The 21,732-nt window shown below is 42.5% G+C and carries 21 protein-coding genes; 10 read left to right on the forward strand and 11 right to left on the reverse strand.

The genetic code is table 11. From position 1 onward, the window contains the following. Positions 1-20 precede the first annotated feature (20 nt). The 4 genes from WHS38_10210 to mqnB are packed head-to-tail and all read right to left on the reverse strand — an operon-like array spanning position 21 to position 4,671. Positions 21-1,727 carry an ATPase, T2SS/T4P/T4SS family gene (locus tag WHS38_10210; GenBank protein MEJ5301349.1) on the reverse strand — a complete coding sequence of 569 codons (1,707 nt, stop codon included), beginning with the start codon at positions 1,725-1,727 and terminating at the stop codon, positions 21-23. A 24-nt stretch (positions 1,728-1,751) separates the two neighbouring features. Beyond that, a complete protein-coding gene (locus tag WHS38_10215) occupies positions 1,752-2,924 on the reverse strand; it encodes a hypothetical protein (GenBank protein ID MEJ5301350.1) in 1,173 nt (390 codons plus the stop codon). A 3-nt stretch (positions 2,925-2,927) separates the two neighbouring features. Then, positions 2,928-3,797, reverse strand: coding sequence for a 1,4-dihydroxy-6-naphthoate synthase (locus tag WHS38_10220; protein MEJ5301351.1), 870 nt, complete (start codon positions 3,795-3,797; stop codon positions 2,928-2,930). A gap of 52 nt (positions 3,798-3,849) precedes the next feature. Then, on the reverse strand, positions 3,850-4,671 hold the full coding sequence (mqnB, locus tag WHS38_10225; GenBank protein ID MEJ5301352.1) for a futalosine hydrolase: 822 nt from the start codon (positions 4,669-4,671) through the stop codon (positions 3,850-3,852). Positions 4,672-4,765: 94 nt separating this feature from the next. Between mqnB and ispH the strand changes: the two genes are divergently transcribed. Next, on the forward strand, positions 4,766-6,463 hold the full coding sequence (gene ispH, locus WHS38_10230) for a 4-hydroxy-3-methylbut-2-enyl diphosphate reductase (protein MEJ5301353.1): 1,698 nt from the start codon (positions 4,766-4,768) through the stop codon (positions 6,461-6,463). Positions 6,464-6,466: 3 nt separating this feature from the next. Beyond that, positions 6,467-7,351, forward strand: a complete 885-nt coding sequence (locus WHS38_10235; protein ID MEJ5301354.1) for a glycosyltransferase — start codon at positions 6,467-6,469, stop codon at positions 7,349-7,351. On the opposite strand, the gene der is transcribed toward WHS38_10235, so the two are convergent. From der to WHS38_10270, 7 genes are all read right to left on the reverse strand, one after another. Then, entirely contained in the window at positions 7,348-8,706 is a 1,359-nt protein-coding gene (der, locus tag WHS38_10240) for a ribosome biogenesis GTPase Der (protein ID MEJ5301355.1), read from the reverse strand. The genes WHS38_10235 and der overlap by 4 nt on opposite strands. A 24-nt stretch (positions 8,707-8,730) precedes the next feature. Next, positions 8,731-10,011: a transcription termination factor Rho gene (rho, locus tag WHS38_10245; GenBank protein MEJ5301356.1), complete on the reverse strand. Its 1,281-nt coding sequence runs from the start codon at positions 10,009-10,011 to the stop codon at positions 8,731-8,733. 147 nt (positions 10,012-10,158) lie between these two features. Beyond that, positions 10,159-10,911 carry an outer membrane protein assembly factor BamD gene (bamD, locus tag WHS38_10250; GenBank protein ID MEJ5301357.1) on the reverse strand — a complete coding sequence of 251 codons (753 nt, stop codon included), beginning with the start codon at positions 10,909-10,911 and terminating at the stop codon, positions 10,159-10,161. 57 nt (positions 10,912-10,968) lie between these two features. Next, positions 10,969-11,892 carry a thioredoxin-disulfide reductase gene (gene trxB / locus WHS38_10255; protein MEJ5301358.1) on the reverse strand — a complete coding sequence of 308 codons (924 nt, stop codon included), beginning with the start codon at positions 11,890-11,892 and terminating at the stop codon, positions 10,969-10,971. A 70-nt stretch (positions 11,893-11,962) separates the two neighbouring features. Next, positions 11,963-12,295, reverse strand: coding sequence for a thioredoxin (gene trxA / locus WHS38_10260; GenBank protein ID MEJ5301359.1), 333 nt, complete (start codon positions 12,293-12,295; stop codon positions 11,963-11,965). A gap of 174 nt (positions 12,296-12,469) precedes the next feature. After that, a complete protein-coding gene (locus WHS38_10265) occupies positions 12,470-13,009 on the reverse strand; it encodes a hypothetical protein (GenBank protein ID MEJ5301360.1) in 540 nt (179 codons plus the stop codon). 240 nt (positions 13,010-13,249) lie between these two features. Further along, positions 13,250-13,447, reverse strand: a complete 198-nt coding sequence (locus WHS38_10270) for a hypothetical protein (protein MEJ5301361.1) — start codon at positions 13,445-13,447, stop codon at positions 13,250-13,252. A gap of 277 nt (positions 13,448-13,724) precedes the next feature. Between WHS38_10270 and WHS38_10275 the strand changes: the two genes are divergently transcribed. The 8 genes from WHS38_10275 (at position 13,725) to WHS38_10310 (ending at position 21,729) form a co-directional block, all read left to right on the forward strand. Continuing rightward, entirely contained in the window at positions 13,725-14,990 is a 1,266-nt protein-coding gene (locus WHS38_10275) for a CoB--CoM heterodisulfide reductase iron-sulfur subunit A family protein (protein ID MEJ5301362.1), read from the forward strand. Positions 14,991-14,994: 4 nt separating this feature from the next. Beyond that, a complete protein-coding gene (locus WHS38_10280) occupies positions 14,995-17,202 on the forward strand; it encodes an FAD-dependent oxidoreductase (GenBank protein MEJ5301363.1) in 2,208 nt (735 codons plus the stop codon). 88 nt (positions 17,203-17,290) lie between these two features. After that, positions 17,291-18,445, forward strand: a complete 1,155-nt coding sequence (locus WHS38_10285; protein MEJ5301364.1) for a 4Fe-4S dicluster domain-containing protein — start codon at positions 17,291-17,293, stop codon at positions 18,443-18,445. A 151-nt stretch (positions 18,446-18,596) separates the two neighbouring features. Next, a complete protein-coding gene (gene sat, locus WHS38_10290; protein ID MEJ5301365.1) occupies positions 18,597-19,853 on the forward strand; it encodes a sulfate adenylyltransferase in 1,257 nt (418 codons plus the stop codon). 17 nt (positions 19,854-19,870) lie between these two features. Then, complete coding sequence (locus tag WHS38_10295; protein MEJ5301366.1) at positions 19,871-20,170, forward strand: hypothetical protein; 300 nt, start codon at positions 19,871-19,873, stop codon at positions 20,168-20,170. A 258-nt stretch (positions 20,171-20,428) separates the two neighbouring features. After that, a complete protein-coding gene (locus tag WHS38_10300; GenBank protein ID MEJ5301367.1) occupies positions 20,429-20,785 on the forward strand; it encodes an NADH-quinone oxidoreductase subunit A in 357 nt (118 codons plus the stop codon). Next, a complete protein-coding gene (locus WHS38_10305) occupies positions 20,776-21,258 on the forward strand; it encodes an NADH-quinone oxidoreductase subunit B family protein (protein ID MEJ5301368.1) in 483 nt (160 codons plus the stop codon). Before WHS38_10300 ends, WHS38_10305 begins: the two co-directional genes overlap by 10 nt. Before the next feature lie 9 nt (positions 21,259-21,267). Continuing rightward, positions 21,268-21,729 carry an NADH-quinone oxidoreductase subunit C gene (locus WHS38_10310; protein MEJ5301369.1) on the forward strand — a complete coding sequence of 154 codons (462 nt, stop codon included), beginning with the start codon at positions 21,268-21,270 and terminating at the stop codon, positions 21,727-21,729. The last annotated feature ends 3 nt before the right edge of the window (positions 21,730-21,732 follow it).

The raw sequence follows: 21,732 nt of genomic DNA on the forward strand, positions 1-21,732 counted from the left end.
AGCTCTTTTTCTAACGCTCCCTAAAACAGACTTGTAACTCTAAGCACCTCTGATATGGTTGTTACACCATCAAGAACCTTTTGAAATCCGTGAAATATCAAAGGATGGTATCCGTATTTTCTAGCAAGTTTTGCAAGCTGAGTAGCTTCCTGACCCGCCACAATTGCGGATCGTATTTCATCTTTTATGGGAAAGAGTTCGTAAATGCCTTCTCGTCCGCGAAATCCCGTAAAGCCGCATTCTTTGCATCCGACGTGACGCCAGAGAGTAATATCTTCTGAAAGGTTTTCAGTCCATTTGCTTAACGCTTGTATGTCTTCCCTGCTGGCTTTATAGGGCTGTTTACAGTATGGACAAAGCACTCTTACCAATCTCTGAGCCATCACGGCAAGTAGAGAATCTGCTATCAGGAAGGATTCAATCCCTAAATCTCGAAGTCTTGTGATAGCTCCTGGAGCATCATTTGTGTGAAGAGTTGAAAAAACAAGGTGTCCCGTAAGAGCCGACTCGATAGCAATATCTGCCGTTTCATGATCTCGAATTTCCCCGATTAGCAACACATCTGGGTCCTGACGCACGAGAGATCTAAGAGCATTTGCAAAGGTTAGGTTTATCTGCGGCTTAACCTGGATCTGATTAATGCCGTCTATCTGGTATTCCACCGGGTCTTCAACGGTTATAATCTTTTTCGTAGATTTGTTCAGTCTTCTGAGCACAGCGTAAAGAGTGGTGGTTTTTCCAGATCCTGTGGGACCTGTTACTAAAATCATTCCGAAAGGACGTTCTATGAGTTCATATATTACATCCAGATGTTCTTTAGCCATGCCAAGGCGTTCAAGGTCATATTCAACGGCTTCTTGAGAAAGAAGCCTTAAAACCACACTTTCACCGTAAATGGTTGGAGCTGTGGAGACTCGAATGTCCACATCTCTGTAACCAAATCTTAATTTGATTCGCCCATCCTGGGGAAGCCTTCTTTCGGCGATATCCATATTTGCCATGAGCTTAAGGCGACTAATTATAGCCGGTTGCATGTTTTTAGGGGGTGAGTCCAGTTCGTATAAAACGCCGTCTATACGGCATCTTACCTTGAATGCCTTTTCGGTCGGTTCAAAATGAATATCCGATGCGCGCATATCAAGAGCTCTCGTAATGAGAACATTTACAAGCCTCACTACGGGTGCTTCCTGAGCCATCCCGCGGAGCCGTTCCAGATCGTCTTCATAAAGCTCAATCGAATCGCCGACTGTTCCTTCAAGGATTTTTCTTTCTCCGGATTCGGTCATTTCTGATCCGTAAAGGCGATCTATTGCTGTTCTTATTTCATCCCGATGCCCTAGATAATACCGAACGGGAATGTCGGCGAAATATCGTTCGAGTACTTCGAGTGGAGCGAGATCCCAGGGGTCGTTCATAATTATGGCTACGCTAGAATCATCATATGAAAGAGGAATTACTGAGTGATAACGAAGAAAATCAACCGAGATGCCGTCAAAAAGCACAGGTCGTTCGGGATACTCACTGCTTTTAAGAACCTTAAGTCCGTATGCATCTGACAGCATCGATAAAACTGTTTCTTCGTCTCTAATTCCAACTCTTTCTAATGCATCCATAAGAGGCATATTGAAATGGAAAAGATAGGTTGATAGGGTATTGATGGTTTCTTCTGAAAGCCCGAATTTTTTACCAATTATTTGTGCAATATCTTCCATGTATGTAGCTTCCATGCTTTTTGTTCTCCTAACCAGTGCCTAAAGATTTGGCACTTCTTCAAAAACAAGCATAGGTAAAGATTCTGCTTGAGGAAGCCCCTGAGTCTCCATTAGAAATCGATAGCCTGAATCGTCCAGAATTTGCCACGCTTTCAGGATGTCAAAGGTTGGGTGGAATATAACCGATAATTTGAACCTGGATGGGATTGACGGTTTGTCATATGCGACGACTTGATTAAAAATACTGTTTATTCTGGATGCCACATCAATGATCAGTGACTTATGTTCCTGGGGTTGATCAATATAATCCTGCAGAGCCGTCCACAATTCGACAATGTGGCTTCCTACAGAACTGCTGATTTCAGCATATCTTTTGTCTCTTATGCCTTCAAAAATATTAGGAACATCCACAAGGGTTATAATTTCTGGAAACCAGGTAAAACCGCCGCGCTCTTCCTTTGTTCTGACCGGATCTATCAATTCTTCTGCTACATCCCTGGATATGCAAAGCAGTATGGGAAGTTGCTTTCCGAGCTTTGTAATTCTTCCTTCGTCAATGTGACATCGACGGACATAAAAAGAGAGATTGGCAAAATACATTCTTAGCCATTGAACTGTGCGCATTCTGGTGAGATAGCCAAAGTAACTTCTTCTGGGAAGTTCTTCAGCGGCAATGCGAACAGCCTCCTCCACATCTTCAAAATCTTCATCGCTTTCCAAGCCAAGAGATGCCCTGAATTGATCCTCAAGATCTTTTACCTTGAAAAGATCATTATCTACTTCAATGTCTTTTTCATCGAGATCTCGAGCTAGTTCCAAAAAGATTATTGACTCGACAATAAAGTTCCACCCAGGATCTGAAGATCCTGTTTCATAGCCTTTGAGGGCTGAACGTAAGCGAGTTCTTGTTTCAGCTAATTCTTCCTCAACTTTAGCAAGGGAAATTGTTTCCAGGATGTGTTTTTCTCCATGAATTCTGGCGAATTCCTGATATCCTTTGTAAATATTATGAAGAAGATCCATTTTGTGTTGGTCTAACGAAAGAGAATGAACTGAAATCATGCCTTTGTCCCAGGGAGGACAGTAGGGGGGCCTGATAAAACCGAGCACCTGCATAGAAGGAAGAGTTAGTTCAAGAAAGCGGTAGTAAGAATCAGGCAAGTGAGAAAAGGGGAATAGAAAAACCTGTTCCAGCAGAGTTTTTTTCGCCATGTCTTACACCTCACAGTGTCTGTTATCAATTCTTGTTTCATCCCAGAAAAGCGTTGTAGGCTTGCGAATCTTTTTGTTCTTTGTCGCTTCTTCAACAAAGCGATAAACAGCTCGCCTCCCGATGATCCCGAGATCTTCCGAGAATTCATTTACAAAAGCGTCTATGTGTTTATCAACAATATCTTTTCCCATTTCGCTCGCGTATTTTTCTATAAAATGATAAACTTCGCTTCTGTGAGATCTGGCATATAAAATGCTGTTTCTCAGAGCTTCGTTGATTAATTGACCATAGCCTTTGGTTAATAACGTCCGCTTGATAGCAATAATGCCCAGAGGTAAAGGAACTTCAAAGGTTTTATTCCATAGCTCTCCAAGGTCTAAAATTTTTACCAGCCCGTAGGACTGATATGTCCATCGGCCTTCGTGGATAACTACACCAGCATTCACAAAGCCATCTCTAACGGCAGGCATAATGTCGCTAAAGAGCATCTCATGTCTGGGCCCTTCATGCAAATTAAAAATGTCCAGGAGCATAGCGGCTGTTGTGCCTTTTCCGGGAATAGCTATCGATGTATGGCGAAATTCTTCCATGGATAGCGGTTGCTTTGATACAACAATTGGCCCATCCTTCCAGGTTAATGCTCCTCCAGATGTAAGTATGGCGTATTCGTGAGATAGATTAGGGTAAGATGCTACGGATGTTTTCACCACATCGAGCCTTTTATCCTGTGCCATCCTGTTAAGTTGCTCAACGTCTGCAATGACATATTCTATATTAAAGGGCAAATCCGAAATCTTTCCATTTACAAGATCGCAAAATATAAAAGTATCATTAGGGCAGGGCGAGAAACCTATGGCTAGCTTGGTTTTCATCATATCACTCCTTAAATTTCAGTTTCGCTAGATGTTCTCATGGATTTCTCGGTTATTCAAGACCATCATCAGTCAAACCGCTTTGAAGGATTTTTATTACGCAACTACATGCGTTAGAGATAGCTCTATCCATCTGCCACAGTGACTTGTCTCTCTCACCGACTCTGTTGCTTACGCCTCTAATGGCGACAATAGGAATTCCCATTCTTAGCGCAGCCAGAGCAATAGCCGAAACTTCCATTTCCTCAATCCAGGCTCCATAGGTTTTTTGACGAAATAAAGCAACTTCTGGCGACCCGCTTGCAAGCCCCACAGAGCAACTTGATCCATACCAAACCCTGAAAGCCCTAGCTGGTTCTTCCCTTAGATCTAGACGCTCTGTTTTGTCCTGAAGAACTCTTTCCTGGTAATGAATCCCAGATGGAAGCAATTTTACTACTTTTTCAAATTTAAGAGCGATTCTGCCGTAAAGGGCGTCATCTATAGATTCCAGCGGTGAGATGCCGATAGCGTCGTAAGATGACATATAATCTTTTTCGTGCCAGACTCCTTCATCTCCCATTATACATTCTGTAACAATCACTACATCCCCTATCGAGACAGGGGTAGAGTCATAACAGCCTGCGATACCAACGTTTATAATAATTTCAGGATAATCGGATTTTTCAGCTAATGCGCCAACAGTAAAGGAAGCATTTGCTTTTCCAATGCCCGTCGTAGCAAGTAATATAATCCTTCCTTTGGAACACTCCAGCTTCCACAGTTGCTGGCCATGAAAAGGATAAACTTCTCCTTGCTTGCTTTCTATTAAAGGCTTCAGTTCACTTTTAATGCTAGCCAGCACCCACGCAAAAGGTTTTAACTTGCTATTCATTTCGCTCTACGTTTAAAAAATGACCGTTAAAGCTTCTAATCGGTTGCACATTCAAGCAAAGGTATAAACTTTTTAGATCGTGAGGTAAAGACCGGTGAAAGTTATTGTTGCGAAGACGGCTGGTTTTTGTAACGGCGTTCGTTATGCCCTTGATGTAACTCTTGATGCTGTAAAGCGTCGAAAACCTGATGAGATCATCTGCACCTACGGGCCACTGATTCATAACCATCAGGTTCTTGCAATTCTTAAAGAAAAAGGCGTTCGAGAAGTTAATTCTCCTGAAGAATGCGAAGGAAAGACCGTGGTAATAAGAGCTCACGGTATTCCCCCCAACCTTCGCCGCCAGATTTACGAAAGAGCCACCAAGGTTATTAATGCCACCTGTAAGCGGGTTGCTCGAGTTCAAGCCGTAATCCGTCAGCATGCTCGTAAAGGTTACCACACGGTTATTGTGGGAGATGCTGATCATGCCGAAGTGATTGGACTTTTGGGGTATGCTGAAGGAAAGGGCATTGCCATTCAGCACCCTGACGATGTTGAAAAACTCCCAGACGACTGGGAAAAAGTTCTTCTTGTGGCTCAGACAACCCAAAATGAAGAAATCTTTGAAGAAGTTGTTAAACGATTTCGTCAGAAATACCCATCAGGGGTTATAAAGAAAACCATCTGCGGTGCTACTCACGAACGTCAGGAAGAAGTAAGGCAGCTCGCTCGCAAGGTAGATGCTATGGTTATAGTTGGGGGTTACCACAGCGGTAATACTGTGCGATTGGCTCAGGTTGCTCTTATGGAAGGAGTTCCGACCTACCACGTGGAAACTGAAAAGGATCTAAACCCGGAAGAAATGTCACGCTACAGAGTTGTAGGGGTATCAGCCGGAGCTTCAACTCCGCAGTGGATGATTGAAAATGTTGTTCGCTTTCTGGAAACCATTTCACATCGCAAAGCTTCCATAAAGGATTACATTCGTGAACTATACAAAGTTCTTGTTTATTCTCAGGGTATTTCTTTTCTAACGGGTTTCTTTTTTACTTTTGCTGTCGGTCTCCTTTTGGGAATTAGACCAGGTTTCATGGTCGCTTTCCTTGCTGGACTGCTGTGTTTTGCAATGCAAGTTCTTTATTGCTATCTTTCTTACGATGGAGTGCTTTTTAATGATCCCCAATGGACGAATTTTCTCGTAAAACACAGAAAATTTCTTATCGGTCTTGCCGTTACGCTCTCTATGATTTTTTCTGGATGTGTATGGCTTGACCTCTGGGCAATGCCCGGTTTTGCCTTAGCTGTAATTCTCGGAAGCATTCTTCTTATCTCAGGTGACGATCTTCGATCTTTTCTGGGCTTGGGATACTTAGTAAAAGCCCTTTTTTGGACTGCACTGACAGTGCTTATGCCCTTTGGAAGAGAGCTTTTTTCTCACCCTCTGGAATTATTTGTTGTGGGGCTGGTTGCGTTTCTCACCCTTTTTATGAAACATCTCATTCAGGATCTTATTGAAACTCGACGGGATCGTGTTATTGGTCGGGGAACTCTTGTAGGTGTTTGGGGACTGGAAAAGACAAAAAAATACCTTTTCGCTGGAATATTTGCTCTGTTCTTGATGCTCTTTCTGGGACCGTCTATCGGAATACTTAGTCGAGCAGCCTATCTTTTCGTTGTGCCGCTGGGAGTATTGGCCTTTTGTGTTAGTCGGTTTGTTGGCAAAAGAACAATAACCGATTCCACCATGACCGACCTACTTATTGATGGAAGTTTCATTATACCTGGATTTATAGGTCTTTTGTTTCTATAGAGCATGCCATCTATCGTTGTTCCTGTAAGTGTGGTTATTACAACCTTTAACCGCGCCAGGTTTATTGAAGAAGCTGTCCGATCGGTTCTTTCCCAACGAAGGGTAGTTCCACTTGAAGTTATTGTCGTAGATGACGGTTCAACTGATGAAACTCCCAAAATAATGGAAGCTTTTAGGTGCAGAGTAAAGTATGTCTTTCAAAATAATAGGGGTGTGAGTTCTGCTAGAAATCATGGAATTATGTTGTCATCTGGGGAATGGATAGCCTTTTTGGACTCTGACGATCTGTGGCTTCCACATAAACTTTTCCATCACTGGCGGTTTTGTTTAGAAAATCCCCATATTCTGATCTCTCAAACTGATGAACTATGGCTTCGGCGAGGAACTCATTTAAATCCCAGGAAATATCATGAAAAACCCGAAGGATATTGTTTTGACAGGCTTCTTGAACGGTGTCTTATAAGTCCATCGGCTGTCATGATTCATCGATCTATCTTTACTAGCGTGGGGTTCTTTGATGAACGTCTCCCAGCCTGCGAGGACTATGATTTGTGGCTGCGTATTGGTTACCAATATCCTGTAGGGCTGGTTAGGAATAAACTCGTGATCAAACGAGGTGGACACGAAGATCAACTTTCCAGTTCAATAAAGGCGCTTGATAGATTCCGAATCTTTGCGATGGTTAAGCTCCTTTTGCATGAACCGTTATCAACGAATCAGCGGCAGGCTGTAATAAAGGAACTTTCAAATAAGTGCAAAATTTACGCTCTTGGAGCAAAAAAGCGAAGCAAAACCTTACAGTATGAATTTTTTCTAGCCCTTCCAGCACTTGTTCAAGAAGGGCGTATAAGAGACGAAACAGATCTTTTTCCTTACATGATCGATTAAGCACTGAGAATTTTTGAGCTTTCGCCTCGCTTTCTTAAAATGATCTTTATAGGAGTATGACTGAGCTTGAAAGTGTTTCTTATCTGGTTTTCAAGGTATCTTTCATAAGAAAAATGAACATCTTCTGGGCGGTTGCAGAAAATGGCAAAAGTGGGTGGAGCTATGCCGGGCTGAGTAACATAGTAAAATTTTATTTGTCTTCCAGATGAAGCTGGTGGTTGATGCTTTTCAACAATTTTTTCTAAAGCTCGGTTAAGAACTCCAGTTCCTATACGGGTCGTGTATTGTTGATATACCTTTTCGATAGTAGGAAAAAACTTGGCGATATTTTTCCCCGTAAGAGCCGAACAGGGAATTATGGGAGCGTAATCAAGGAATTTGAAATGTTCCTTAACTATAGCGAGAAAATTTTTGATTTCCTGCGGAGACTTGTCCACTAAGGTATCCCATTTGTTGATTCCTATTATGCAACCTTTTCCGGCTCGTTGGATGTAACCTCCTAAATGGGAATCTTGATCCGTGGGACCCTCTTGAGCGTCAATTAAGAGTATGGCTATATCGGAGAGATTGATGCTTTCCAGGGCTTTTCCAACGAAGACCTTTTCAAGCCTTTCTTTAATGCGTCCTTTTCGCCTTATACCCGCTGTATCGACGAAGCAGAAATGACGTCCTCCTCGCTCGAAGCTTACCTCTACCGGATCTTTGGTGGTCCCAGGTTCTGGACTTACATGGACTCGGGGAAACCCAAGAATCTTGTTAAGCATGGTCGATTTTCCAACATTGGGACGCCCAACTATAGTGACTTTTATCGGTTTACTTGTTTCATCATCTTTATATTCAGACGCTTCTTGATAAAAAGGCAAAAATTTAACGATGTCATCCAATAGGTCTTCTGTGCCCGTTCCATGTAAAGCACTTATCGGATAGGGATGATCTATGCCCAAGCTATAAAATTCCGCTAAAATCAGAGACGTCTTGCGGGGATTGTCTATCTTGTTAACCACAAGGAAAAAAGGCTTTCCAGATTTGCGAAGAAGATCGGCGATGAATTGATCTTCCTCATTGAGCCCGCTCTGTCCATCAGTCACGAATAAAATCAGGTTTGCCTCATCTATTGCGAACATGACTTGATTGGTAAGGGTTTCTACCAGGGAAGAATCTTTCAGAATTGAAAGTCCTGCCGTATCTATGATGGTAAATAGATGTCCCTTCCACTGCACTTCACTGTAAAGTCGATCCACTGTTAAACCAGGCTTATCATCAACCACAGCTTTGCGTTTTCCAAGAAGTCTATTAAACAAAGTGGATTTTCCGACATTTGGACGTCCTACAATAGCTACAACTGGAGCGTTCATCTTCGATTAATCCTGCAAAAGATTTTATTGGCTCATAGATGCGAGGAATTCTGCATTGTTTCTGGTTCCTGCCATTTTGTCGAGAAGAAATTCCATTGCATCCACAGGGTTTAGAGGTGAAAGAAGTTTGCGGAGTATCCATATTCTGTTCAGGTCCTTGGGTGGTAACAGGAGTTCTTCCTTTCTGGTTCCAGATTTGTTTATGTCGATTGCAGGGAAGATACGGCGGTCGGCAAGCCTTCTGTCCAGGACAATCTCCATATTACCGGTACCTTTGAATTCTTCAAAAATAACTTCATCCATTCTACTTCCTGTATCGATGAGAGCAGTGGCTACGATGGTTAGGCTTCCACCTTCTTCGATATTACGAGCTGCTCCAAAAAATCGTTTTGGACGATGAAGGGCGTTAGAATCCAAACCTCCCGAAAGAATCTTTCCGCTTGGAGGAACTACCGTATTGTATGCTCTTGCCAGCCTGGTAATGCTATCTAGCAAAATGACCACATCCCGTTTATGTTCCACAAGGCGTTTTGCCTTTTCTATGACCATTTCTGCTACCTGAACGTGGCGCTGAGCAGGTTCATCAAAAGTTGAGCTTACTACTTCCGCTCGAACATTTCTTTCCATATCGGTAACTTCTTCTGGCCTTTCGTCAATCAGAAGGACTATCAAATAAGCTTCTGGGTGATTACGAGCAATAGCATTAGCGATGTTCTGAAGAAGCATTGTTTTTCCTGTCCTGGGGGGAGCAACAATAAGGCCCCTCTGACCAAAACCTATTGGTGTTAACATATCCATAACTCTGGTTGAGAAATTATCAGGAGCGGTTTCAAGCTTGATTTTTTGGTTTGGATATATTGGGGTCAGGTTGTCAAATAGAATTTTTTCTTTTGCCACCTCTGGAGGTTCGTAATTGATCGATTCGACCTTCAATAGAGCAAAGTAGCGTTCATTGTCTTTTGGGGGACGCACTTGACCTGATACAGTATCACCGGTTCTTAAGTTGAATCGTCTTATTTGTGATGGGGAGACGTAAATGTCATCAGGACCAGGAAGGTAATTATAATCCTGAGTTCTTAGAAAACCGAATCCGTCCGTCAAGATTTCCAGCACTCCTTCGCCGTATATAATGCCATTCCTTTCAGCGTGACTTTGAAGGATTGAAAAAATAAGATCTTGCTTTCTCATTGACGATGCGCCTTCGATGCCATACTCCTGAGCAATACGAATGAGACTCTGTATGTTTTTACGTTTAATTTCTGTCAGATTTAAGACTCCACCAGCAGGGGGAGATTCAATAATCATCTCCTGTTCTTGAGCCAATTCGGCATCTTTTTCGTGCTTTGTAATAGCCATGGTTTCCCTCCTCTTTCCATGGGACTAATTTTTTTCGGATAACGCAATGTTTAATCGCTTGGTCCGAAATATGTGGGGACTTAGGATGATAAAACTTTAGAAGCCGATCCGTGTCCAAAAACTTGGTTGTTCAGCTCCTTTGTTTATTTTGTCTCGACATTTTTTAAGCATGTCTTCAGCTTCTTGAATTCTTTTAATTTGAGCCAGTTCAGATGGATAGTTTGCCAGAGCATATTCCAGTCTTTTCTTTGCAGCTGTATATTTTCCACGTTTGTAATAGAATGTAGCTACCTTGAGTTCATAATCCGCTAATTTTTGTTTACAAAGAGAAGCTTGCGTCGCTGCCTTCGCAGCATAGGGCGTTCCAGCGTAGGCTTTAGCAAGTCTTTCGAAAACAGAAAGAGCCTTGTTTAGTTGCTCATGATCTCTGTCAACATCTTCGCCCATCTTAAAGTAACTCATACCAAGTTGATAAAGAGCATAGGGAGCTGCTTCATGACCAGGATGAAGTCTTGCAAATTGCTCGTAAGCAACCGCTGCTTCAGCATATTTTTTATCGAGATAGTAAGCATCGCCCAGTTTTAGTTCTGCCAGGATTACATGTTTGCTGTATGGATACTGTTCTATCAGCTTCTGAAATGCCTTCTGAGCTTCTCCGTATTTTTTCTTTCTAAAGCTTTCAAGCCCCTTCCATGCTAGCTGGTCTGCGGAAGATTCAGTAGATTTTCCAGATTCAAAGAGATCTTCAAAGTAGAATCTTGCTATATCAGTCCCGCAACCGTAAGACATCGTCATAATTATAGCCAAAAGGCTTACCCCTATCCACCCTTTAATTGTAAGTCTTATCATAGTGATCCCTGCAAGTAGTTGCGATCATAAGACATGACCGCATTTATTTTGGAAGGCTTAAGCTAAATGTTCTACATACTGGCTTGCTGAAAAAGCAGCCACAGCTCCGTCACTTACAGCCGTAACAATCTGTCTTAAGGGCTTAGATCTTACATCGCCAGCCGCAAACACTCCTTCAACGGATGTTTGCATCCTATCATCTGTAATAATAAATCCCTGTTCATCAACCCTAATATCCTTAGGAATAAAGGATGTGTTAGGTTCTAATCCTACAAATATGAAAACCCCTCGAGCTTCTAATTCGTAAGTCTTTTGATTTGTTTTGTCAAATAAAGATATTTTCTGAACCCCTTCGCCTCCACCCTTGATTTCGTTCACTGTAGTATTCATGACCGTGATGATTTTATCACTCTCCGATACACGATCCTGAAGAATCTTGGCAGCTCGAAATTGGTCACGTCTGTGAACCAGAAATACCTTGGAAGCGAAGCGAGTTAAATAAAGAGCTTCTTCAAGAGCCGAATCTCCTCCACCTACCACAACAACATCCTGCCCCCGATAAAAAGGTCCATCACAGACTGCACAATATGAAACCCCTTTTCCAGTAAATTCCCTTTCTCCAGGGACGTTTAGCTTTTTTGGGGTTGCCCCTGAAGCAATTATGATGGATTTAGTTTCAATAACACCTGCTGATGTTACGACCCTTTTTATCTTTTCCTGTATATTTTCGATTCCTTCCAGTGTTGCGGTTATCCTTTCTACACCAAAAATTTCCATATGTTTTGCAAATCTCTCAGATAACTCAAAAGTCTCTATTCCTTCTGCAAATCCAGGGTAATTTTCAACTTTGGAATAGTTAAGAAGTTGTCCTCCGGGGGAAAGCCGCTCTATTACAACCGCCCGGAGGCGAGCTCTCCCTGCATACATGCCAGCGGCACAACCCGCAGGTCCGGCTCCAACAATTGCCACATCATAAATCATCTTTAAATTTCCTCCACTTGGGTGAAAAGCCTAGGGAGCAGGGAAGGCTCTAAATTTGCGTATTCTCATCTCACGAAATAATTCTATCAATTACCGCGGCTATTTGAGACTTTGCCACGGCTCCAGTAATTTGCTCAACTACCGATCCATTTTTGAAAAAAATCAGAGTAGGAATGGCCCTAATGCCATATCTAGAAGGCGTAATCGGATTTTCATCAACATTGCATTTGCCAACTTTGATTTTTCCAGCATATTCATTTGCCAGCTCGTCTATTACTGGAGCAATGGCACGACAGGGACCACACCAAGCAGCCCAAAAATCGACCAGCACTGGGATGTCAGATTTGCTTACTTCCTGTTCAAAGTTCTTATCCGTAATTTCCACAACGTTTTTTCCAGCCATGGCAAATCTCCTTACGATTCTGATGAAATTTCCTTTTGAAACGATGTCAGCCTTGTAACAATGCAAGCCGCTTTCTTATAACGATCTTTCAAAGATATGTCAATCTTGGACAGAGTTTTGCGACCTAAAAAACTTTTTGATTTTTGAGATAACCATAAAAATTAGGGATTAGCACTATGAACCATCGAGATAACTTTGGCCACCTGGACCTATAATCTGAGCAATCAGGGCTTTAAGTTGCTTCATTCTTGGTTGGAAGAGCCATAACCCGAAGAAGCTTATAATTAGAAGAATTGTTACGGAGTTTTTGTCGGCTCCTACTAACCCCAAAATTAAGGCATAAAAGGAAACAGAAAGGGCCATAGATGCAGGAACAAGATGTGCCTGCGCATATAATTTTGCGATAAGAGAAAAAATTTTATCCTTCTCGGTTGTTTCCACTTTTTGCGCTGATTGAAGAAAGCGATTTTTAACCCAGGCGCCAATCAAGATTTCAATAACGCCCAGTCCTATGAGGATGTTTCGGAGTTGGGAAATTTGATTTGTCGGGACCCCCTTTAAAATGGGATCTTTTCCATCTCCAGTAATGATCCATGTAACAACAGCGGTAACAATGCCTATTATGAGAAATCCAATCCACAGCATAGAAACGGAGATGAATATACGACGAAGGATTTGCAGTAAGCCCGTTTTTTGTCCCTGTTGGTTATCCATGATAATTTTCCTTAGAATGGCATTTTACACAGAACGCCAATGGCTTTCTTTTTTCTATGCCAAAACCCAATATTGCAAGCTAGTGACATTTTGGCTTCGGCCGTAGTAAGTTAAAAAATTGTTCTATAGAAAAAATCACCCCTTTATTTCTTATCCGCCGCTGTCATCCCGCTTTTATGAAAAGCAAGACTTCACGCGGCGGATTTTATGATTTTTTTATTTATCTTGCCCGACAGGGACTCAAGAAAGAAACTTCTTCTTAAGATCGTCCCAGGGCGCAAAAGCCATGATCAATCCAGCGGTTATCAAATAGAAGGCAAACATAGAAGCCGGGAAGGTTAGGTAGAAAAAGGCATAAACAGGAAAAGCAGCCACGCACGAAAGAACGAACTTAATTACCCATTCCGTCCACTTCTTTTGATCTTTTTTCTCACTCATGATTGTTCTCCATCCTTTTCGTCATTCGTCCTGGTTATTTCCATCTTTGTGTTCTTTTTCTCACACATTTTTTCTTTCCACTCTTTTTCCAATCTGTCAAGCTTCTATCACACACTTTTTGTTTGCGTCCTTGAATTTGTTTGTGTATATAAGCACATGATAGTTGTTTCAAGTTTGTGTATAGCCTCAAAGGAAAAGGTTGTTGCTACAGTGTCTTGGATAAAACCAAATATATGTCTAGGATTTCGTGTGTTGAGCTAATTCGAGGAGGGAAATGATGAGTGGCCCGACAAACCAAAGTATTCTTGTTGTAGGCGGCGGAATGAGCGGAATGACAGCCGCTATTGAAGCCGCAGAAGCAGGCTACGAAGTGTATCTTGTAGAGAAAAATCCATACCTTGGGGGAAGAGTGGCTCAGCTTAACCAGTATTTTCCAAAACTCTGTCCCCCTTACTGTGGTCTGGAAATTAACTTCCGCCGCATTAAACAAAATCCCCGGATTCACGTTTTTACTTTGGCTCAGGTAGAATCTATTGCGGGGGAAGAAGGTAATTTTGATGTTACCGTGCTTATTAAGCCCCGCTACGTTAACGAAAAATGCACTTGTTGTGGAAAATGTGCCGAAGCTACCACGCTTGAAATCGACAACCCATTCAACTACGGTATGGACAAAATAAAAGCAGCCTATTTGCCACATGATCTGGCCTTCCCTATGAGATATGTGATCGATCCCATTCTTGTTCAAAGCTCTGAAGCTCAGAAAGTGAAAGAGTCATGCCCCTACGATGCAATTGATCTTACTATGGAGCCAAAAACGATTAAACTTTCAGTCGGTTCTGTCGTCTGGGCTACCGGGTGGAATCCTTATGATGCTAAAAAGCTTGATACCTATGGATTCGGCGTCTATCCTGACGTAATTACCAATGTCATGATGGAACGGATGGCCGCAAATAACGGACCTACCCAGGGCCGTATAGTTCGACCCTCTACGGGACAACCTCCAAAAAATGTCGCTTTTATACAATGTGCGGGATCTAGAGACGAAAACCACTTGCCTTTCTGTTCAAGTATTTGCTGCCTTGCTTCGATGAAACAGGCCACCTACGTTAGAGAACAAATCCCAGACGCTACTATTTACATATTCTATATCGATATCCGCGCAACGGATCGTTATGAAGATTTTTACCTCAGGGTTAAAAAGGATGATAAGGTCATATTCTTCAAGGGTAAGGTGGCAAAGATCTTTCCGAGCGAAACATCCGATCAACTTATCCTTCGAGTTGAAAACACTATGACGGAAGAACTCGTTGAAATGCCTTTTGACCTGGTTGTTTTAGCAACGGGTATGGAACCTAGCACTTCTGTAGAACCGATGCCTCTTCCCGTGGCTTATGATGATTATCAATTCCTGCCAGGTTCAGTTGTGCAACCGGGTATTTACGCTGCCGGGTGTGTGAGAAGTCCTCTAAATGTTGCTGAATCCGTTCAGGATGGAACTTCAGCGGCTATACGAGCCATAAAGTCGATTGCAAGAAGGAGGTAGTCCCATGGAAAAAAAGGTTGGTGTTTATATATGTTCGGGATGTGGCATCGGAGAGGCCATAAATGTTGAGCAGTTGGCGAGTGTGGCAAGCGAAAATAACGCTGCCGTTTGCCGAAGCCACGGAGTGCTCTGTAGTAAGGAAGGCGTTCAAGTTATAAAAAACGATATTGAACAGGAAGGGGTCAATGCGATTGTTATTGCAGCTTGTTCACCTAGAGTCATGTATGATGTTTTTTCCTTTGATGGATGTATTGTCGACCGAGTGAACATTAGAGAGCAGGTTGCCTGGAGTCAGCCGCCAGGTGATGAAAACACCCAAATGATGGCTGAAGATTATCTCCGAATGGGATTGACTAAGGTGGGCAGGATGGAACTTCCTGAGCCTTATAAACCCGATACAGAAATGTCCAAAGATGTTTTGGTTGTAGGCGGTGGAGTATCAGGACTTTCAGCAGCGTTAGCCGCAGCAGATGCTGGATATAAGGTTACGTTGGTAGAAAAGTCGGCAGAACTTGGTGGATTTCAGAAAAAAGTCAAAAATATCGCTACCTTTCCTTACAAGAGAGGACTTCAGAGCAACCCCGTTGACGATATAATCCAAAAGGTCCAGAATAACGAAAACATCACGGTTTATACAGAAGCAAAAATTGGAAGCACCGTCGGCGGTCCAGGATTGTTTGATGTGACAATATTAAAGGATGGTTCCACTATAGATCATCGTTTTGGAGCCATAGTTCTGGCTACGGGATGGGTGCCTTACGATCCCACAAAACTTAACGCTAAGTTGGGATATGGTCTTCCTAATGTGGTGACAGGTGTAGAATTTGAAGAAATGATAGCTCAGGGAGCGATAAAACGCCCGAAAGATGGTGGCGAAGTTCAGAATGTAGCTTTTATCCTTTGCGCCGGTTCTAGAGATCCTGAGCATCTTCCCTATTGTTCCACTGTTTGCTGTATAGCTTCACTTAAACAAGCACTCGAAGTAAAACGTCAAAACTCTGATGCTAATGTTTTCATTGTTTATAAGGAAATGAGAACACCAGGGCAGTCCGAGGATCTCTATCGTAAAGCTCAGGAAGAGGGAGTTATTTTTGTAAGGTGCCAGAACCCGGAAGTGGGCAAGGGAGTTCAGGGGCTTACGGTTAAAGGTTTTGAGGACTTAGTAGGTGATGAAGTTATCATTGATGATCTGGATCTTGTGGTTCTGGCTACCGGCATGGTGCCCACAACATCCTTTGGTGAAAATGTCTTGGCAGCGGAAAAGAAAGAGGGAGAAGAAGAGGCTGTTCCGACTGATGTCATCCTTAGCTCGGACATTCTTAATCTTCAGTATCGCCAGGGACCCGAAGTTCCCATCCTAAAATATGGCTTTCCCGATTCTCATTTTATTTGTTTCCCCTACGAAAGCAGACGAACCGGTATTTATCCGACAGGCTGTGTAAGAAGGCCCATGGGCGTTGCTTCGGCCATTGAAGATGGAGCCGGAGCGGCTATGAAAGCTATCCAGTGTATTGAACTTGTTCATAAAGGGATGGCAGTTCATCCCAGAGCTGGAGATACCTCTTTTCCCGAATTCTTTATGCAAAGATGTACTCAGTGTAAGCGATGCACGGTCGAATGTCCCTTTGGAGCGATCAATGAAGATGAGAAAGCTAATCCTCTTCCTCAGCCAACAAGATGTAGGCGTTGCGGAATCTGTATGGGTGCCTGTCCAGAACGTATCATCTCCTTTAAGAACTACTCTGTGGGTATGATCGGTGATATGGTTAAAGCCATCAACGTGCCTGATGAATATGAGGAAAAGCCCCGCATTTTAGTGCTTGCCTGCGAAAATGATGCTTATCCGGCACTTGATATGGTTGGAGTTCGCCATATGAAATACAATCCCTGGGTAAGAGTAATTCCTCTTAGGTGTTTGGGATCGATGAACCTTATCTGGATTGCTGATGCCTTGTCCTCTGGTATTGATGGAGTCTTGCTGTTAGGGTGTAAATACGGTGACGATTATCAGTGCCACTTTATAAGAGGAAGTGAGCTGGCGAATATAAGGCTTGGTAAAATAAAGGAAACTCTCGATCGCCTTGCTCTTGAATCAGATAGAGTCCGTTTCGAAACGGTTTCTATCTCCGATTATGACAGGTTACCCAAGATCTTGGATGAATTTGCTGAAAGAATTCAAGAAATTGGACCTAATCCTTATAAGGGCTTCTAAGTAAACAACGGTGCAAGGGTGCAAGATATTGTGCCCTTGCGCTTATGAAAATGAGAAGCGACTCGATTTATTTAAGGAGGAAATTGGCATGAGCGTTAAAGTTGACCCGAACTTAATGAAAGAGCTTCAGAGCTTTGGGCTAAAAGATGCCAGCAAGTGTTTTCACTGCGGGAATTGCACTGCTGTGTGTCCCCTTTCAGAAGGTAAAACCCCTTTTCCTAGGAAGCTCGTGAAGTATGTTCAGCTTGGGCTTAAAGATAAGATTCTAAAAAGCCCGGAACCATGGCTTTGCTATTACTGTGGAACCTGTTCTGAAAAATGCCCCAGAGGAGCAGATCCTGGGGAAACGATGATGGTCATGAGACGTTATCTTACGTCTCAGTATGACTGGACGGGTTTTTCCAAGAAGTTTTACACCTCAGAACGGTTTGAAATTACGGCTATAGTTATCGTGGCGCTTCTGGTAGGGATAGGTCTTTTAATTTTCAACACTGGAAAACCTGACTGGGAGCATGCGAGGATAAATTCTCTTTGGCCCAAGGAAAAGATAGAAATAGCTGACCTTATTATGGCAGCAATTCTTTCTTTTCTGCTTCTTAGCAATGCCTACCGATGCATAAAGTTTATAATGGGAGATCTTTTAGGAAAGATACCCTTTAGATATTACAAAGAACAATTTAGGGAATTGATCGTTCACTTCTTGACCCAGAAGCAATTTTCAAAGTGTGAAGACAAGAAACAATGGCTCGTTCACTTACTAATAATGACAGGATACAGCACGGCTTTTCTGCTCGTCGTTGGTCTGATAAGACTTTTCCAGAGAGATCACATCGAATATGAGCTTCTCCATCCCATACGTCTACTTGGTTATTATTCTACAGCGGCTATACTTTATGGATGCACCTATGCGATAATTGGACGTTTGAAGAAGAGTAAACCGCCTTATAAAAACTCCCATCCTACAGACTGGATGTTCTTGATACTACTTGAATTGACAACCCTTACGGGTATTTTCATTCACTTTGCAAGACTTCTTGACTGGCCCTTCGCTACCTATGCTCTTTATGTGATCCATCTCATGGTGGCGGTGCCCATGCTGGTTTTGGAAGTTCCCTTTGCGAAATGGGCTCATTTGGCCTACAGACCTATTGTAATCTTTCTCATGAGAGTTAAGGAGACTTATCTGAAAGATCAGAGCGCGGAAACAACTGAAGTAAAGGTTGGTGAAGAAGTAGCGGCATAAATTAGAAAGCTGTTGACAGAATTGGAAATTGTGATAAGTTACACAATAATTTGTAAATCTAGGATTTTATCCTGCCCCCTAAAGGGTGGGAATTGTGCGATAGGTTGTTATGTTGGTTAAACTGGAAATCTTAGGTTAGGAGGAGAAAGGCATGGCAGAAATAGGGCATGGTGGTAAAGAAATTGTCGAAAGGATCATGGATCCTGCTCAGGCTAAGGAGAAAATTAAAGGACTCAAGCAAATTCCAATTAGAAGCCAGATAGCAAATGAGGTCATCGGAATTGCTTACGGGTTCTTCTCTCCTCTTGAAGGCTTTATGGGCAAGGCGGATGTTGACGGGATATGCAAGGACATGCATCTTGCAAACGGAGTGCTCTGGAGTATTCCGATAGTTTTTGACCTCTCTGATGCAGAAATTTCCGATTACGGAATTAAAGTGGGAGATTCCGTGGTTCTTACCTACCAGGGAAATCCCATGGCTCTTTTTGAAATTGAGGAAATTTACGAATACGACAAAAAAACCATCTGTCAGGCGGTCTATGGAACAACGGACGATAAGCATCCTGGATGCGCAAGGACTTATGCTTACAAAGATAAGTTTGTAGGCGGGAAGATTACTCTTATAAATCGTCCGAAGATTAACCCGCCTTTTGAACCTTACTTCATACCCCCTCTTGAGATGAGAAAGCGTTTTAAGGAAAAAGGATGGGTTCGTGTTGTGGCCCACCAGACAAGAAACGTGCCTCACACGGGTCATGAATGGCTTATGAAGGGAGCCTGGCTCCAGACCTATGGGGAACTTTCCATTGAGAAACCTATTGTTGGAGTTCTTGTAAATGCTATTATCGGTGAAAAGAGGAAGGGTGACTATATCGACGAAGCGATTATTCTCTGCCAAGACGAACTTAGAAAATCAGGTTACTTTGGCGATCACAACCACCTCACCTCTCTTACTTTCTGGGATATGAGATACGCCGGACCAAAGGAAGCTATATTCCATGCTATTCTCCGCACCAATCTTGGACTAACTCATCATATGTATGGCCGGGATCATGCTGGTGTGGGAACCTACTATGGACCCTATGATGCTCATTACTTGCTTGAAAGTGTAAAGAATGAGCTAAACATTACCCCAGTTTATTCTATGAACTGGCTCTATTGTCCGCACTGTGGTGAAGTGACTTCAGAAGGACTGTGTAATCACAAGAAAGAATGGCAGAAATTCAGCGGAACGGTTATAAGAAGTATTATTCTCGACGGAGTTAAGCCGCCAAGATTGATCTTCCGACCAGAAGTGTTTGATCTGGTAATGGAATGTGCTGAAAAGTATGGGTTTGGATCACCCTTCGTAACAGATGAATATCTTCAGAACAGAACACCGGTATTTACAATACCACCACTGGGATAATTAAGGAGGAGATAACCATGGCAGAGGAAAAATATCCAATTAACATCTGGATTAACGAAGAACGTTATGAAAAACTTAAAGCCGTTGGACTTGCCAACCTTTGCGAAGAAATGCTTGCCGGGCTAAAAGTTCTTAGAGTGTATGCAAACGATGCTCAGAAAGATAAGATTCTTAAAGTATTTCCAACGGCAAAATTTGACTCCGCCACAACAAAAAGTATCGAACTTCTTCCTAGAGACGTAAAAGATAAGATGTTTGATCTGGTTATTGAAAAGAAAAGCGTTGATATTATGGATGAATTTCTCAGCAAATATTAAAATTTGAAACACTTAAGGGGGCTCCCGATCCGGGAGATCCCCCTTTGTTAGTTGTTTTGCTTGTTAACACAAGGTCTAATTTTGTCAAATTTATAGATAGCAAGATTTTAGGGGTCGGGTAAAACTTGCCAAAGAAGCAAGAGATTTTTTTCACAGTTATAACTTGACAAGAACAGCATGGTTTCAGTAAATGATGTCTTGGCTATAGTGCTACGGGGTGTCGCAGAATTAAATCTTTGGGATTAAGTCGAGGTCGCCATGCTTGAAAGCTATGTTCCGATTTTAATTCTTGGGGTTATATCGGTTGGTTTTGCTTTTGTCACTCTCCTTCTATCTCACCTTATAGGAGAGCAAAAACCATCCGATACTAAACTTATGCCCTATGAATGTGGTAACATTCCCATAGGGCATGCTAGAGAACGATTCCCTGTTAAGTTTTACATCATTGCTATGCTTTTTATTATCTTCGATGTGGAAGTGGCTTTTATGTTTCCTTGGGCGGTTCTGTATGAACATCTTGGGATGTTGGGTCTGGTGGAAATGCTTATCTTTGTGATAATCCTCATGCTAGGGCTTGCCTATGTGTGGGGAAAGGGGGGGCTGGAATGGGAATAGAAAAAAATCTTGCCAATCTTGGTATTGTAACAACCTGCCTCGATAAGGTCCTCAATTGGTCAAGAAAAAATTCCCTCTGGCCCATGACCTTCGGTCTTGCCTGTTGTGCTCTAGAAATGATGGTAACTGTTTCGGCTCGACATGACATCGCTCGTTTTGGAGCTGAGGTATATCGAGGTTCACCCAGACAGGCTGATCTTCTCATTGTTCCTGGCACCTTAACCAAGAAGATGCTTCCCATGGTTCTAAGACTTTATGAACAAATGCCTGAACCCAAGTGGGTGATCGCTTATGGAAATTGTGCATGCACGGGGGGTGTCTTCAGGACCTATAACGTGGTTCAGGGGATAGATCAGTATATACCTGTCGATGTTTATATGGCAGGGTGTCCACCAAAACCGGAGTCCCTTCTTACGGCAATAATGATGTTGAGGGATAAAATAGACAAGGAATCATTAAAAAATAGAGGATAGAAGCTGATTATGAATCGGCAGGAAATCATAGACAGGATCCAGGGGAAGGTTTCATCCCTTATCGCGGGCACTTCTCAAGGCATAGATTATCCTGTGGTGTATGTAAATAAGGAGCATCTTATTGAATTTATGAAATTCCTTAAGGAGGATGAGGAGTTATCCTTTGATCTAATTTCCGATGTTACGGCAGTAGATTATCCGGATCGGAATCCCAGGTTTGATGTGGTTTACCACATATTTTCTATAAAAAACGGTCAAAGAATTCGAGTAAAGGTGCCCGTAGGTGATGGGGAAGGTGTAGAAAGCGTTACGTCTGTATGGCGAGGAGCAGAATGGCTTGAAAGAGAAGTATATGATATGTTTGGCATAACCTTTTATAACCATCCGGATCTTAGAAGGATACTGATGGAAGAGGACTTTAAGTATTATCCTCTTAGGAAAGACTTCCCACTAGAAGGAATTGAGGAATAGCAA

This window comes from Thermodesulforhabdaceae bacterium (assembly GCA_037482015.1).
Lineage (GTDB): Bacteria > Desulfobacterota > Syntrophobacteria > Syntrophobacterales > Thermodesulforhabdaceae > JAOACS01.